Genomic DNA, 14,298 nt, shown 5'->3' with positions numbered 1-14,298 from the left:
GCCCCCATCGGTCGGCCGCGCCCCCATCGGTACGATCGGTGCGGAACAGGAACCCATCCCATGGGGGTGCAGGTCATGTCCGAGTCGACCGTGTCCGGGGCCGGGGGAAGTGACTCGCCCGCCGTCGCGTTGGGGCCCACCGCGCTTGTTCTCGGTGTGTTCTCCGTCGTGGGCGCGTGGGTGCCCGCGCTCGTGCTCGTCACTCTGCCGTGGACGATCATCGCCGGGGCGCTTGCCGTCGTTCTCGGGGCCATGGGTGTTCACCATGCCCGCCGCGGGGTCGGGCGGCTGTGGATCGCCGTCGCCGGAACCGCCCTCGGCGCCGTTGGGTTCGTCGGCTTCACCGCCCTTCTCTGGTCCTTCGGCGGCTGACCACACGTCGGTGCCCGACAGCCACTAGCCCCCGCGACAAGGTCGTCAGCCCCGGAGCCCCGGAGCCGGTCGGCGGTCGTCACCACACCACCGGGACCTGCTCGAAGCTGTCCGTGAGCACTCCGGCGCGGCGCGCCAGCTCGGCGGACGGGACGGCCAGGGCCAGGCCGGGGAGGCGGTCCAGGAGGGTTTCCAGGGCGACGTGCAGTTCGGTGCGGGCCAGGGCCTGGCCTATGCAGGAGTGGGCGCCGGCACCGAAGGCGAGGTGACGGTTGGGGGTGCGGGTCAGGTCCAGGTGGTCCGGGTCGGGGAACATCCGCTCGTCGCGGTTGGCGGAGGCCACGACCGACACGGTGGTGCTGCCCTTCGGGATCACCTCGCCGCCCAGTCGGGCGTCCTCCGTCAGATAACGCGGCATGCCCGGACCGCGGTTGACGTCGAAGCGCAGCAACTCCTCGACGGCCGGGCGGATCAGGGAGCGGTCGTCCAGCAGGCGCTGCCAGCGGGAGCGGTCGTCCAGCAGGACCGGGACCAGCTTCCCGATGACGCTGGACGTCGTCTCGTGCCCGGCGTGCATCAGGCCCTGCGCGATCTGGACCAGGACCGCCTCGGGCGGGCGGGGGTCGGCGGCGTCGGTGATCTCGATCAGCTTGCTGAGCAGGTCGTCTCCCGGTGCGCTCCGCGTCCGGGCCACATGCTCACCCAGATACACCAGAAGCTCCTCGCGGGCGGTGCGGGTCTCCTGTTCGCCGTAGCGGTCCCCGCCGAACAGGGCGCCCGACCAGTACGCGAAGCGGTCCCAGTCCGCCTCCGGTACGCCCAGCAGGGCGCCGACCACCCGCGCCGGGAACGGATACGCGAAACCAGCCCAGAGGTCGGCGGGGGTCGGGCCGGCCTCCATCGCGTCCACCAGGGCGTGGCCGATGGTGACGATCCGGGGGCGGAGCGCGGTGACCCGCTTGGCGGTGAGCGCCTGGCCCACCAGGCGCCGCCAGCGCTGGTGCCGTTCGCCCGTGCCGGTCCCGTCCGGCCCCGCCTCGCTCACGTCACGGGGGAAGCGGGGATCGGACAGCATCGCGTGCACATCCTCGTACCGGGTCAGCACCCGCACCGGGGCGCCGGTGGAGCGCAGCCTCAGCTCCGGGATGGGGCAGCCCTCCGCCCGTAGCGCCGCCCACTCCTTCGGCGGTTCGAGGGGGTGCTCGGTGGCGAACGGGAAGTCGCCGAGGGGGCAGCGTGCTTCCGCGCCTTCCGGCTTCGCGCCTTCCCGTTTCGCGCCTTCCAGCTCCACGCTTTCCGGCTCCGCGCCTTCCGGTTTCGTCTCGTTCGCCACTTCTGCTTCATCCACGGAGCGCCTCCAGAGCCGTACGACCTGCGGCGAACAGTTATGCATCACTCATGGGTGAAGTCAAAGAGGCCGCCGGTCATGGCGGTTGGCGGCCTCGGCGGTGGTCTTCAGATCGCTCAACCACGCTTCGAGGCCCTGGCCCAGGGCCTCGGTCGCGGTGGGGACATCCGCTTCGACCTGGTCGCCCCGCCACGTTTCCTCGGTGTGGACCCGGACGCCTCCCCCGACCTTGGTGAAGGTCCACACATGGACGCCCTCGTCGATGCGCAGCCCTTCGCCGATCGCGGGTCCGCTCCACCGGATGCAGGAGTCGCGCTTGAGCTGATGAACGGTGGAGGTGATGTCGAGGGTGGTGGCGGGGGTGGTCGGGGTGGCCGGCGCCGGGGTGGTCCACCGGAACCGGGAACCCTTCCGGAGCGGGCCGGGGTCGAGGCGTTCCATGGTGCGGACGGAGGGCTGCCAGCCCGGCCAGCGCTCCACGTCGGTCTGCAGCGCGAAGACGGTGCTCAGCGGAGCCTTGATCACGACGTCGGACCGGTAGCGGATCCGGGCCGTGGGGTCGACGCCCTCGCCGCGGCAGGTGGAGGGGTCGTTGTGGTGGGCGGCCTGGGCGGCCTTCGCTCTCGCTGGTGCGGCTTGGGCCTGCGGGGCGGCCGTCCCGAGTACGCCCGCGGCGGCGAGCGCGATCGTGAGCGCGGTGGTGCGTACGTGGTTCCGCGAGGGCGACGGGCGGTTGCCGGACATGGGTTTCCCTTCGTCGTGGGCGAGTTGGGTAAAGCGGTCGGTGGAACGCGTCGAGGGGAGGCGGCCCGCGGGTCAGCCCCGCGCGCTGATCCTGAACACCGGGAATCCAGGCGCGATCTCCAGCAGCTTCTCGTCGCTCGATTGCGCGTCGACACCGTCGAAGAAGCGGCCGACCTCCCACGCCCACTTCTTCAGGTACAGCCGCAGGATCTCCGGCTTCACGCCGTCCTCGACCTCGACGGCGGTGAACGGCTCCACCCTGCGGCCCAGCCGCAGTTCGCCGCCGCCGGCCGCGCGCATATTGCGCACCCACTGGGTGTGGCCGCGCGGGGCGACGAGGTAGCGCTCGCCGTGCAGGGTGAGCGGGTTGACCGGGGTGGTGCGCCACTCGCCGCTCTTACGGCCGCGAACGGCCAGGATCTGGCTCCCGGCCAGGCCGATGCCGAGCTTCGTCAGGCGCTTGGCGAGGCCGTTGAAGATCCTGTCGAACTTGCTGGGCTTGAGGTTGCGGAGCTCGGTCATGTCATCCCTCTTCGACTCCCGGCGTGCGAGAGTGGTGTTCAGGCGGCGAGAGCAATGCTCTCTGTTGAGATCACTGAACACCGAACCCCGCCCACAAGTCAAGAGCAGTGCTCTCGGAGTCGTGCGCCGCTCTCGTCCATGGCACACTGTCGGTATGAACGCCAGTCGGACAGCCAGGGACCGGGCTCGGGCGGAGCTCACGCAGGAGATCAAGAACGAGGCCCGGCGACAGCTCGCGGTGGACGGCGCCCAGAAACTCTCGTTGCGCTCGGTCGCCCGGGAGCTGGGCATGGTGTCGTCGGCCCTCTACCGCTACTTCGCCAGCAGGGACGAGCTGCTCACCGCGTTGATCATCGACGCGTACGACGCGATGGGCGAGCAGGCGGAGAAGGCCGCGGAGGGGGGCGCGCCGCGGGAGCGCTGGCGCAAGGCGTGTCACGCGGTCCGGGACTGGGCGCGGGCCAACCCGCATGAGTACGCCCTGATCTACGGTTCGCCGATCCCGGGATACGCCGCCCCGCAGGACACGGTCGCCTCGGCGGCGCGCGTACCGCTGGTCCTGATCAGGCTCCTGCGGGAGACGAACCCCGTGCCCGCGTTCGAAGGCCCGCCCCTGACCGACGGCCTGGCCGGTCAGTTGCGGGCACTGGGCGAGCTGGTCGCGCCGGACGGCGAGCGGATCGCGCCGGATCTGCCGCTGGAGACGCTCAACCGCGGCATCGTGGTGTGGACGCAGTTGTTCGGGATGCTGAGCTTCGAGCTGTTCGGTCAGTTCGTCGGCAGCGTGGACCCCACGGACGAGTTCTTCGACCACGCGATCGAACAGCTCGCCGACTTCCTCGGGCTTCCGCCGGCCCGTTGACGGGTCACGGGCGGCGGGCCGCCCACAGAGTGCGCTCGGCGCGGACGGCGAGGTCGTCGCGTCGCAGCACGCCGTCCGGGCCGTCGCTGTCGATGAGGTGGTCGAGGGTGGCCAGGTCTTCGGGGCTCAGGCGCTCCGCCACATGGGACCGCATACGGCGGAGGAACGCCTGGGCGTAGCGGCCGGTGGGCTCGGGCAGCGGGGGACGCAGATCGATGGCGAAGGGGTGTTCCGTCACGACGGTGAATCCGGCGCGGGAGAGGCGAGGGCCCCAGTCGGAACCCAGCTCCGGCATCCGCTCGGCGTGTTCCTGGGCCTGTACGGCGTGGCAGCGGGCTTCCAGGCCGGGCCGCCCGCGGCCGACGTCCTCGGGGAGGAAGCGCGGGAAGCCGGCCATCTCGATCACGGCCAGGAGACCGCCGGGGCGCAGCCGCTCGAAGACCTCGCGCAAGCCCCGGTCGGGGTCGGCGAGGTGGTGGACGGACGCCGACGCCCACACCAGGTCCACGGGACCGAAGTCCGGCCAGGTGCCGTCGAGATCCGCCTGGACGGTTCGGACGCGGTCCGCCACTCCGCGTGCGCGGGCCTTGCCCCGCAGATGGTCCAGGAGGTCGGGGGACCGGTCGACGGCGATCGCCTCGGCGATCTCGAAGCGCCCGAGCAGGGCGAGGGTTCCGGTGCCGGTGCCGCTGCCCAGGTCGAGGAGGCGGCGGGGCGGGTCGTCGCGCGTCAACTGGGCCAGCCGAGACGTCACTTCGGACAGGTAGGCGTGCAGGACTTCGGCGTCGAGATCCAGGAGTTCGGCCCAGCCCGAGTCGCCCGCGTCGCCGTGGTGATGGTGATGGTGCTCGTGGTGGTGCTCGTGGTGGTGGTCCGTCATGTTTCGAGCGTAAGTGGACCTTGCCTCAACGACATACCATCTTGCGTATGACGCAAGAGGGCAGCGCATCAGTTGAGCGCGATAGCGCGGGCCCTGGGGACCAGTCTGGATCAGCTGGTGGAGTCGACCGCCGACGGCGACGTGATCATCCGGCCGCAGCATGACGCGGCGCGCGGGCTGACCACCTGGATGCTGAACCGGCAGCCCGGGGTCACCGTGGCCAAGCTGCGCCTCACCAAACCGGCTCCGGCCAGCGCCGAGGCGCTGAAGGTCCATCCGGGCAGGGACTGGTTCACGGTCCTGTCCGGGGCCGTCACGCTCGTCTTGGGGGATCGGAGGATCGTCGTCGGTGTCGCCGGCCGTTCCGCTGCGTCCCGTCAGACCGGGTTGGCGGCGGACTGGGCGCGGGACAGGGCCACGTCGAGGACGACCAGGAGCGCGTCGCGGACCGAACCCGTCTCACGGGCGTCGAAGACGATCAGCGGAACGTGCTCGGAGATGTCCAGGGCCCAGCGGACCTCGTCCAGATCGTGCTGGACCTCGCCGTCGAAGGCGTTGATGGCCACGGCGAAGGGGATGTCCTTGTGCTCGAAGTAGTCCACCGCCGCGTAGCAGTCGTCCAGACGGCGGGTGTCCACGATCACCAGGCCGCCGAGTGCGCCCTCGACCACGTCGTCCCACATGAAGCCGAAGCGGTCCTGGCCCGGCGTGCCGAACAGATACAGCTTCAGCTTCGGGTCGATGGTGATCACGCCGAAGTCCATGGCGACCGTGGTGGTGGTCTTGCCGGGGGTGTGGGTGAGGTCGTCCACGCCCGCCGCGACCTCCGTGATCAGCGCCTCCGTGGTCAGCGGCCGGATCTCGGAGATCGCGCCCACCGCCGTGGTCTTGCCGACCCCGAAGCCACCGGCGATGACCAGCTTGACCGGCAGTGGCGGTTCTTCAACCGCTGTCGCGGAGTGAGCCCCGTGAGTCGGGGACGGCACGGAGACCATCGATAACCCTTCGCAGTACGGAGATGTCGTGGACGGTCCCGGCGTTCGGGACGTGGACCGCCAGATGTCCCGCGGCGCACAGGTCCTCCGCGAGGACCCGGACCACGTTGAGGTGCAAGTGCAGCCGGGCGGCCAGCTCCGCCACCGACTGGGGACGTCGGCAGGCGGCGACGATGTCGCGGCGTTCGAAGGCGAGCGACCGCAGGGCGGACAGCCCGTCCGGCGTCGCCACGATCTGGGTCTCGACCGGGAGCGGTGGCGCGGCGCCGCTCCCGGCCACCCTGCCCGCGGTCAGCAGGAACGGGCGGACGGCGGAAGCACGGACGGCGGGCTCGACGGGCCCGGACAGCTCGACGAGTTCGGGCGCCTCGACGGGCTCGGGCGGCTCCGGCCGCGCTTCGGGGCGGTCGGCCTGCCCGGCCGCCCCTACGGGCCCGTCCCGCTCCGGCGTCTCCCCGGGCCCGGTCCGTTCGACCGGCTCGGGCGGCTCCGGGGCGGCCCGGACGCCGTCCTCCGCCTCGTGCCCCGCCGCCTCCCGCGCTGCCGCATCGTGCGGTACCGCATCGTGCGGTACCGGTTCACCGGCGACCATCTCGACCCCCCTCCTCCATGCGCCGCTCGCCCCGTCAGCCGACGGACCCGGCGCTCTTCTTCAGCTCCATGACGAGCTGCGGGGTGAGCGCGGTCCCGGCCCGGTTGGCGAAGAGGGTCATCTCATACGCGATGTTGCCCAGCTTCGCCTCCTTCGTGGTCACCACGCCGAGCACGGCACCGCAGCCGATGGACGACACCAGTACATGGCCGCCCTCGAGATCGATGATGACCTTGTTGAGATCGCCCAGGCCGTAGTTTCCGGAGGCGCCGGCGGCGAGGCTGGTGACACCGGAGACGATCGCGGCGAGCCGCTCGGAGTCGGCCTGTTCCCGCAGTTGGGAGACGGCGATCAGCAGACCGTCGGAGGAGACCGCGATGGCGTCGACGACACCGGCGGTCTGGGTGGCGAATCGGTCCAGCAGCCAGGTGAAGTCGGCCGCGGCGGCCCGCAGATCGGTGGCTTCCCGCTCAGCGGTACCGCTCTTATCTGTCGGCGTGGTCACTGCCCGACTCCTTCCGGGGTCGCTGATGTGTCGATGGCATGGCTTCGGCCGGGGCGGCGGCGGCGCTGTCCTGCTCCGCCCTGCGTACGGCCGCCTCGAACTCGTCAAGTTCGGAGCGAACCGCGTCGGCGTCGGCGGGTCGGCGCGTCGCTGGGATCGCCCGGTCGGCCGGTGAGGTGGTCTTGTCGAGCGTCGCGCCCCGGACCCGGCGGCGGAGGGGACGGGAGCCGGGGGCGGCGGCCTGGGCGGCGTTCGGCTCGTTCGCGGTCGGCGTCCCCTTCGCGGCGCCGGCCGGCTCCGCGTTCGTACGGGACGTCGCCGGGACGCGCCGCGGCAGACCCGACTCCGTCACCGGCACCGCCGGGCGCCGCTCGGGCGCGGTGGCGGAGGCCCGTACCGGCGAAGGCGCGGTGGCGGGCGCGGACGCGGGCTCCCGCCCGGCTCCCGCCGCGCCCTTACCCGGCCCCGGCCCCGAAGCCGCGACCGACCCCGTGCCCGATGGCTCCTCCCCCGCCCCCCGCGCCACCAACAGCGCCGACGGCACCCACACACTGCCGGTGACCCCGCCGCCCGGCGTACGGCTCAGCGTGACCCGGATGCCCCAGCGCCGGGCGAGGCTGCCGACCACGAAGAGGCCGAGCACCTTGGTCGGTACGAGGTCGAGCCGCTCGCGGCGCACCAGGCGGGCGTTCTCCTCCTCGAGGCGTTCCCCGGCCAGGCCGAGCCCGTGGTCGATGACCTCGATCAGCGCCCCGCCGTCCGCCGTGACATCGGTGCCGGGCCGGACGACAACCTCGACGGGGGTGTCGGACGGGGAGAACGAGACCGCGTTCTCCAGCAACTCGGCCAGCATCAGCGTGAGGTCGCCGGTGATGTCGGGCGCGACCGTGACCTCGGTCTCGGACCGCAGGGACACCCGCTGGTACCCCTCGATCTGGCCGAGCGCCGCGCGGATGACATCGGCCAGCGTCGTCGGCCGGGCGTCCAGCTCGGCCTCCCGGATTCCGGCGAGCAGCATCAGGCTGTCGGCGTTGCGCTGGAGGCGTACGGCGATGTGGTCGATGCGGTAGAGCCGCTCCAGGATGTCGGGAGAGGTCTCATCGCGTTCTACGGCGTCGATCAGGGTGAGCTGGCGGGTGGTGAGGTTGCTGACCCGGCGGCCGACGTTGCCGAACATCTCGCCGACGTTGCGGCGGCTGAGCACCTGCCGTTCCAGCAGCGCCGCGGCGGTGACCTGCACCTGGTTGAACGCCTCGGCCAGATCGCCGATCTCGTCGCGCACCGGGACCGGGATCGGCCGGGGCCGCAGCGGGGTGGTGTCGGTCGTGTCGTCGTCCTCGTCCTCGACCTTGGCGAGCTCCTCGTCGGCCACCGCGACCACCTGGTGGGCGGCGCCGGTGAGGGCGGCCAGGGGGCGTACGACGGAGCGCCGGACCAGGAACGAGAACGTCAGCCAGGCGGCGAAGCCGAGGACGGCGAGGGCGAGCAGGGCCAGCGCCTTGTACAGGGCGTCGCTGGAGGCGCCCTCGGCCCGGTCGGCGATCTCGCCGATCAGCGAGCGGGCGATCCCGAGGCGGGCCTCGGCCTGCCGGTTGCCCTGGGCCATCGCCGCGCGGAGCTGCCGTGTCGACTGGCCCTGGAGGGAGCTGGGGTCGATCTGGAGCTGGGCGAACCGGGCCTCGATGCCGTTCGCCTCGGCGTTCCGCTCGATGCCGTCGAGGCGCAGGACCTGATCGGGGTCGGCGATCCTGGCGAAACGTTCCGACTGCTCCTCGTAGACCCGGTGGGCGCCGACCGCGCGGGTGTACTCGGTGACGCCGTTGGCGTCCCTGGTCTGGGCGGAGAACACTCCGCCCTCGAAGGCCGCGTGGGCGGCGTCGGCGCGCATCACGGCGTCCACCAGCTCGACGGCGGAGGACGAGGGGCTGTCGGAGAAGTGGTCGAGCCCGATGCCGTCGATGAGATAGCCGACGGCGGCGGCGTACGCGGGGTCGATACCGGCGGCGGGCACCGCGCCCCGTTCCACCTTCTCCCGCAGCACGCTCAGACGCTTGACGTAGCCGAGGGCCTGGGCCTCGTCCTTCGGCAGGGCGGAGCCGAACGCCGAACGCACCTCGGCGGCCCGCTCATCGGTGACCCGCTGCGCCCGGCGGTAGTCGGCGGTGGACGGGAGGGTGGCCCCGGGGCGGACCGACTCCTGCTCGACGGAGAGCAGGAGCGCCTCCCGGTGCTCGGCCTGTACGTCGTTGACCAGCCGGGCCACCTGGCCGCTGTCACGCACCCGCCCGGCGATCCGGTCGGCGTCCAGGGCCTGCTGCACCTCGCCGTTCACGGCGAGGCCGAGGAGTACGCCGACGACCGTCAGCGGCACGATGACCAGGACGTTGAGCTTCCGCCGGAACGGCCAGCGGTCGAGGAGCGCGCCGAGGGCTTCCGTCCTACGGCCCGCCGCGCGGCCCGCGTCGCGATCCGTCGTACGCCCCGCCGTGGGCCCCGTCGTGCTCCGGGACCGCGAACTCGGCGGCGACGCCTGTCCGGACGGCTCCTGGTCGGCTGGCGGGTCCGCCGTGTCCACAGACACCCAGGTCCTCCTTCGATGTGCTCCTGAGCGGTGACCGAGGTGTTGTTGCCGCCGATCGCCGACACCGGGAAACGGGACGTCGGCGAAGGCGATTCCGGCCGGCATGCGAGCGATGGAATCGCGCCACATGTCTGACCGGGCGTGAACACTACCGCTTGCGCGCACACGCGCAAGACATGGCCTCTCAACGACCACGGAATTTCCACGATTTGCAGGGTTTAGGTCATCTACGGTCATCTACGCATCCCCCGGCGCCCCGCCAATCGCCCAACCGGTGGCCGGGAGATGGCCAGCCGGTGGTCATGGGGTGGAGACCGAGCGTGGTGGGTGGGCTGGCTTGTTCACGACTGTGCTCGATGGGGTCACGGGTTCCGAAGGGGGCTGCCCGGCCCGCCACCGCCACCCGTAACCTGTCTGCTCCCGGCCCCTGGCCCACCCTCGGTCCGTCCCCGGCCCGTACCCTCCGTACCACTCCGTGCCCTGCGAGGAGACCCGTGCACCCCACCCGCAAGGCGGCCCTGACGGCCATCGCGCTGCTGGCCGTGGCCACCGCCGGCTGCGAGCCCGGCGCCGCCTCCACCACGACCCACCGGACCGCCGAAAAGCCCGGCTGCCCGACCGTCCTCTCCAGAGCGAAACAAGCCGTCAAGAAGGCGGAGGCCGTCGACGCCCCCTGGAAGGGCCCCACCACCGGGCCCGCGGCGGCCGGGCACGGCAAGAGCATCGTCTTCATCGCCCATGACCTCTCCAACCCCGGTCCGGCCGGAGTCGCCCAGGGCGTGCAGGAAGCCGCGAAGCTGCTGCGGTGGAGCGCCCGCACCATCAACGGCCAGGGCACCCCGGACGGTTACCGGTCGGCCTTCAAGCAGGCGCTCGCGCTCAAACCGGACGGCATCGCCATCGCCGGTTTGGACGCCGCCGGCGTCGCCGACGGAATCAAGGAGGCCAAGGCGGCGGGCATTCCGGTGATCGGCTGGCACGCCGCCCCGACCCCGGGCCCGGACGGAAGCCCCGGTCTCTTCACCAACGTCACCACCCGGGTCGAGGACGTCGCGAAGATCAGCGCCGACTGGATCATCGCCCACTCGGGCGGCCGCGCGGGCGTGGTGCTGTTCACCGACCGCACGGTCTCCTTCGCGAAGCACAAGTCGGACCTGATCAAGAAGGAGCTCGCCACCTGCTCCGACGTCAAGCTGCTGAGTTACCAGAACATGCCGATACCCGAGGTCAACAAGCGCGCCATCGGGGAAGTCCGGTCCCTGCTCTCCCGCTTCGGCGACAAGTGGACGTACTCGGCCGCCGTCAACGACCTGTACTTCCGCCACACCGCGGCCGCCCTGCGCGCCGCGGGCAAGGACGGCGCGGGCGCCCCGTTCAACATCGGCGCGGGGGACGGCGACCCGTCGGCCTTCCAGCGCGTCAACGGCGAGCGGTTCCAGGCGGCCACGGTGCCCGAGCCCCTCTCCGAACAGGGCTGGCAGATCGCCGATGAGTTCAACCGCGCCTTCGCGGACAAGCCCGCCAGTGGATACGTTCCCCCGGTCCACATCACCACCGCCGCGAACAGCGGTGGCGCCCTGTCGTGGGACTCCGAGGGCTATCGGCAGGCGTATCGCGAGATCTGGGGGAAGTAGCCGGGGAAAGCAGGCAACAGGGCGTGGGCGAAGGGGAGGGCCGGGGCTCGTGAGGGGAGCCCCGGCCCGGTGAGACCTGGTCCTGCCCGGTCTCAGTCCTGGTGGACCTCGTTGCTGCCCGGACCGCCGGAGAGGGTGTCATTGCCCTGGCCGCCCCACAGCACGTCGTCGCCGCTGTTGCCGAAGAGGGTGTCGTCGCCCTCCTCGCCGTAGAGCTGGTCGTCGCCCTGGCCGCCGTAGATCTCGTCGGTGCCCTTGCCACCACGGAGGATGTCGTTACCGGCGTCGCCGCGCAGGACGTTGTCCTCGTCGCCACCGGTGATGGTGTCGTTCCCGGCGCCGCCGTGGCATTCCTGCGCGCAGTTGGTGATGGTGTCGTCGCCGTCGCCGCCGTAGGCGCCGAAGCCCATGACCCCGCCGCCACCGTCGATCTTGTCGTTGCCGCCCTCGCCGTAGAACACGTCCGCGGCGTTGCCCTGGAGGACGTCGTCGCCGGCACCGCCGTGAATTCCGCCGTAGGCCGAACCATCGGGGTCGATCTTCGCGGTGTCGTCGCCGTCACCGAGATCGACGTCGAAGTCATCGGAGTCGTCGGAGTTCTGCGGGATTTCCACCGCGCACCGGGCGACGGTGTGATCGCTCGCGGTCGGGTAGGCGCACTCGTCCCAGTTCGCCGCCTCCGGGTCGATCGTGATGTCACCCCGGTCACGGAAGGTGAGGACGTAATAGGACTCGAATTCCCCACGGCTGACGATCTGTTCGGAGACCGTGAGATTGTTCTTCTGTCCCGCGGCGGCCTTGTACCAGAGCTCGCCGTCCTCGTGGACGAGAGAGCCCGAGGCCGTCGGGGCCGCCTGGGCGGCGGGCGCGGCGAGCGCGAGTCCGCCCAGGGCGAGAGCGAGGGTGGCCGTGGCGGCCAGGGTTCGGTACCTGCGCATAGGGAATTGGCCCTTCGTGCAATCAGTGCCGATCGGGCCGGCGGGAAAGGCGGTGCGGTCACCGGCGCCGGCGATCGGCTATTTGGTGTTTCCGATCGCCCCGGTAGACCGTGATGAACGGCAAGCGGTTGCTCCGGGAATTCCCTAGTTTCCCGAGGGCTTTCCGCAGTCGCAGGTCATGGGGTTATTCGAAGGGGGTCGCACAAGAAATGAGGACATCTCCGTAACCAGCCTTTCCGGGTCGCTTAACCCCCCGTTCACCCGGGTCGCGGCCGGAGGTCATCGGACGGGAGGTGCCGGGCGGACCCGGCCGCGGGGCGGTGGACCATGGGCCCGTCCCCGGTATGGCGACCGCTCCGGAAAGCCGCCGCGAGAATGTCACCAGGAGAAAGCTCCACGGGAAACTGATCCGGATTCCAGTAAACATTTCCTGGAGAACATCTCCGGAATCCGTGGAGTTTTGGCGCGGCCGCCTGTCAAGATCTTCCCTCATGCCTTCCCCGTTCACTCAGGAATATCAGGGATTCTCGTGCGGAAAATGAATGCGGCCGCCACCGTGGCCGTCGCGGTACTGGCTCTGGCGCTGACCGGCTGCGGCAACGACGACAAGGACACCCGGTCGTCCGGCGCCTCCGACAAGACGGCGTCCGCCCAGAAGACGGACGCCGCCGAACGCGGCACCGCGTCCGCCGCCCCCACCAGCGCGAGCCCCAGCCCGAGCCGTACGAAGCCCGCCAAGAGCCCCAGCGCGAGCCCGAGCAGCCCCCGGGCCACCCGCACCGCCGACGGCACCACCCCGGCCCCGCGCCGTACGGCCCCGAAGACGCAGGCCCCCGCGCCGACCCGGGCGGGCGCCCCGGCGAGCGTGCAGGGCACCTGGTACTCCACGGTGCGCGACCCGAACGGCAAGCCGCTCGTGATGACCGTGTCCGGCGGTTCCCTGAGCGTGGGGTACCAGGGCAAGTCCTGCCCCGGGACGATCAGCGCGAGCATGGCCGTCACCATGACCTGCCAGGGCGAGACCATCTCCGGTGGCCACGCCGTGGTCAGCGCGGACGGCCAGAGCCTCACCGTCAACTGGCCGCAGGGCAACCCCGACCGCTACGTCCGCCCGTGAACCGGCTCCTCGCCGACGCGGCGCGCGTCAGTGGGACCGGCCGGTGTTGAGCCGGGCGGCCTGGCGGGTCAGGTAGTCGCGTTCGGCGAGGTTGGGTGCCTGGTGGGCCGCCTCCGCGTACAGCCGGGCCGCCGTCGCCAGGTCGCCGTCGCGCTCATGGAGGTACGCCGCCACCGCCGCGCGGCGGGGCAACGGGTGTCCCCCGCTCGAAGAGCTGGGGGAAGCCGCGTCCAGTTCCGCGAGCGCGGCCAGCCCGGCGCGCGGGCCGTCCGCCTCGCCGACCGCCACCGCCCGGTTGAGCCGGACGACCGGGCTGTCGGTCAGCCCCGCGAGCTCGTCGTACCACTCCACGATCTGCACCCAGTCGGTCTCCTCTGCGGTGGGCGCGTCGGCGTGGAGGGCCGCGATCGCGGCCTGGGCCTGGAACTCGCCCAGCCGGTCCCGGGCCAGCGCCGCCTGAAGGATCTCCACCCCCTCGGCGATCGCCTCGGTGTCCCACCGGGAGCGGTCCTGCTCGGCGAGCGGCACCAGACCGCCGTCGGGCGCGGTCCGGGTGGCGCGCCGGGCGTGGTGGAGCAGCATCAGGGCGAGCAGCCCGGCCACCTCGGGGTGGTCGATGGCGGCCGCGAGCTGCCGGGTGAGCCGGATGGCCTCGGCGGCGAGGTCGACGTCGCCCGAGTAGCCCTCGTTGAAGACCAGGTACAGCACGCGCAGCACGGTGGCGACGTCGCCGGGCCGGTCGAACCGTACGTCGGCGACGGTGCGCTTGGCCCGGCTGATGCGCTGCGCCATGGTCGCCTCGGGCACCAGGTACGCCTGGGCGATCTGACGCGTGGTGAGGCCGCCGACCGCGCGCAGCGTGAGCGCGACGGCGGACGACGGCGTCAGCGACGGGTGGGCGCACAGGAAGTAGAGCTGGAGGGTGTCGTCCACCGAGGCCGCGGGGCCGGGCGCCGGTTCCTCCTCGACCACGTCCTCGCGCCTGCGGCGGGCGGCATCCGCGCGGGTCGCGTCGAGGAACTTGCGCCAGGCCACGGTGGTCAGCCAGCCCTTCGCGTCACGCGGGGGGTCGGCCGGCCACACGCGGACCGCCTCGATGAGCGCTTCCTGCACGGCGTCCTCGGCCGCCGCGAAATCGGCTCCGCGGCGGACGAGGGCGCCGAGCACGCCCGGCGTGAGGCTCCTGATCAGGGCCTCGTTCATCTGCG

At 71.8% G+C, this 14,298-nt stretch carries 14 protein-coding genes; 4 read left to right on the top strand and 10 right to left on the bottom strand.

The window, feature by feature from the left end:
* The first annotated feature begins 75 nt into the window (after nt 1-75).
* A complete protein-coding gene (locus NP777_RS27530; protein ID WP_256652878.1) occupies nt 76-372 on the top strand; it encodes a hypothetical protein in 297 nt (98 codons plus the stop codon).
* A 79-nt stretch (nt 373-451) separates the two neighbouring features.
* On the opposite strand, the gene NP777_RS27525 is transcribed toward NP777_RS27530, so the two are convergent.
* From NP777_RS27525 to NP777_RS27515, 3 genes are all read right to left on the bottom strand, one after another.
* On the bottom strand, nt 452-1,720 hold the full coding sequence (locus NP777_RS27525; RefSeq protein ID WP_256652877.1) for a cytochrome P450: 1,269 nt from the start codon (nt 1,718-1,720) through the stop codon (nt 452-454).
* Nucleotides 1,721-1,780: 60 nt separating this feature from the next.
* Nucleotides 1,781-2,464 (bottom strand): SRPBCC family protein, encoded by a 684-nt coding sequence (locus NP777_RS27520; RefSeq protein ID WP_256652876.1) that lies wholly within the window; start codon nt 2,462-2,464, stop codon nt 1,781-1,783.
* Nucleotides 2,465-2,536: 72 nt separating this feature from the next.
* Nucleotides 2,537-2,986 (bottom strand): nitroreductase family deazaflavin-dependent oxidoreductase, encoded by a 450-nt coding sequence (locus tag NP777_RS27515; RefSeq protein ID WP_256652875.1) that lies wholly within the window; start codon nt 2,984-2,986, stop codon nt 2,537-2,539.
* A gap of 154 nt (nt 2,987-3,140) precedes the next feature.
* Between NP777_RS27515 and NP777_RS27510 the strand changes: the two genes are divergently transcribed.
* Nucleotides 3,141-3,848 carry a TetR/AcrR family transcriptional regulator gene (locus tag NP777_RS27510; protein ID WP_256652874.1) on the top strand — a complete coding sequence of 236 codons (708 nt, stop codon included), beginning with the start codon at nt 3,141-3,143 and terminating at the stop codon, nt 3,846-3,848.
* A gap of 4 nt (nt 3,849-3,852) precedes the next feature.
* Here the strand turns inward: NP777_RS27510 and NP777_RS27505 are convergent, their stop codons facing one another.
* The 5 genes from NP777_RS27505 to NP777_RS27485 form a co-directional block, all read right to left on the bottom strand.
* On the bottom strand, nt 3,853-4,728 hold the full coding sequence (locus tag NP777_RS27505) for a class I SAM-dependent methyltransferase (RefSeq protein ID WP_256652873.1): 876 nt from the start codon (nt 4,726-4,728) through the stop codon (nt 3,853-3,855).
* Nucleotides 4,729-5,105: 377 nt separating this feature from the next.
* Complete coding sequence (locus tag NP777_RS27500) at nt 5,106-5,723, bottom strand: GTP-binding protein (protein WP_138914103.1); 618 nt, start codon at nt 5,721-5,723, stop codon at nt 5,106-5,108.
* A complete protein-coding gene (locus tag NP777_RS27495) occupies nt 5,671-6,072 on the bottom strand; it encodes a DUF742 domain-containing protein (RefSeq protein WP_256652917.1) in 402 nt (133 codons plus the stop codon). Before NP777_RS27495 ends, NP777_RS27500 begins: the two co-directional genes overlap by 53 nt.
* A gap of 277 nt (nt 6,073-6,349) precedes the next feature.
* The gene (locus NP777_RS27490; protein ID WP_020868862.1) at nt 6,350-6,820 is read right to left on the bottom strand and encodes a roadblock/LC7 domain-containing protein; all 471 of its coding nucleotides are present in this window, start codon (nt 6,818-6,820) and stop codon (nt 6,350-6,352) included.
* Nucleotides 6,801-9,401 (bottom strand): ATP-binding protein, encoded by a 2,601-nt coding sequence (locus NP777_RS27485; RefSeq protein ID WP_256652872.1) that lies wholly within the window; start codon nt 9,399-9,401, stop codon nt 6,801-6,803. Before NP777_RS27485 ends, NP777_RS27490 begins: the two co-directional genes overlap by 20 nt.
* 494 nt (nt 9,402-9,895) lie before the next feature.
* On the opposite strand from NP777_RS27485, the gene NP777_RS27480 reads away from it, so the two are divergent.
* Nucleotides 9,896-11,035 (top strand): substrate-binding domain-containing protein, encoded by a 1,140-nt coding sequence (locus NP777_RS27480; RefSeq protein ID WP_256652871.1) that lies wholly within the window; start codon nt 9,896-9,898, stop codon nt 11,033-11,035.
* Between the two features lie 92 nt (nt 11,036-11,127).
* On the opposite strand, the gene NP777_RS27475 is transcribed toward NP777_RS27480, so the two are convergent.
* On the bottom strand, nt 11,128-11,973 hold the full coding sequence (locus NP777_RS27475; RefSeq protein ID WP_256652870.1) for a calcium-binding protein: 846 nt from the start codon (nt 11,971-11,973) through the stop codon (nt 11,128-11,130).
* 529 nt (nt 11,974-12,502) lie between these two features.
* Here NP777_RS27475 and NP777_RS27470 point away from each other — a divergent pair.
* On the top strand, nt 12,503-13,090 hold the full coding sequence (locus NP777_RS27470; RefSeq protein WP_256652869.1) for a hypothetical protein: 588 nt from the start codon (nt 12,503-12,505) through the stop codon (nt 13,088-13,090).
* 27 nt (nt 13,091-13,117) lie between these two features.
* Here NP777_RS27470 and NP777_RS27465 read toward each other — a convergent pair whose 3' ends face one another.
* Nucleotides 13,118-14,293: an RNA polymerase sigma factor gene (locus NP777_RS27465; protein ID WP_256652916.1), complete on the bottom strand. Its 1,176-nt coding sequence runs from the start codon at nt 14,291-14,293 to the stop codon at nt 13,118-13,120.
* Between the last annotated feature and the right edge of the window lie 5 nt (nt 14,294-14,298).

This window comes from Streptomyces rugosispiralis, from assembly GCF_024505145.1.
Classification (GTDB): Bacteria; Actinomycetota; Actinomycetes; order Streptomycetales; family Streptomycetaceae; genus Streptomyces; species Streptomyces rugosispiralis.
Note: the sequence above shows the minus strand (reverse complement) of the source record. Positions and strands in the feature narration are given on the sequence as shown.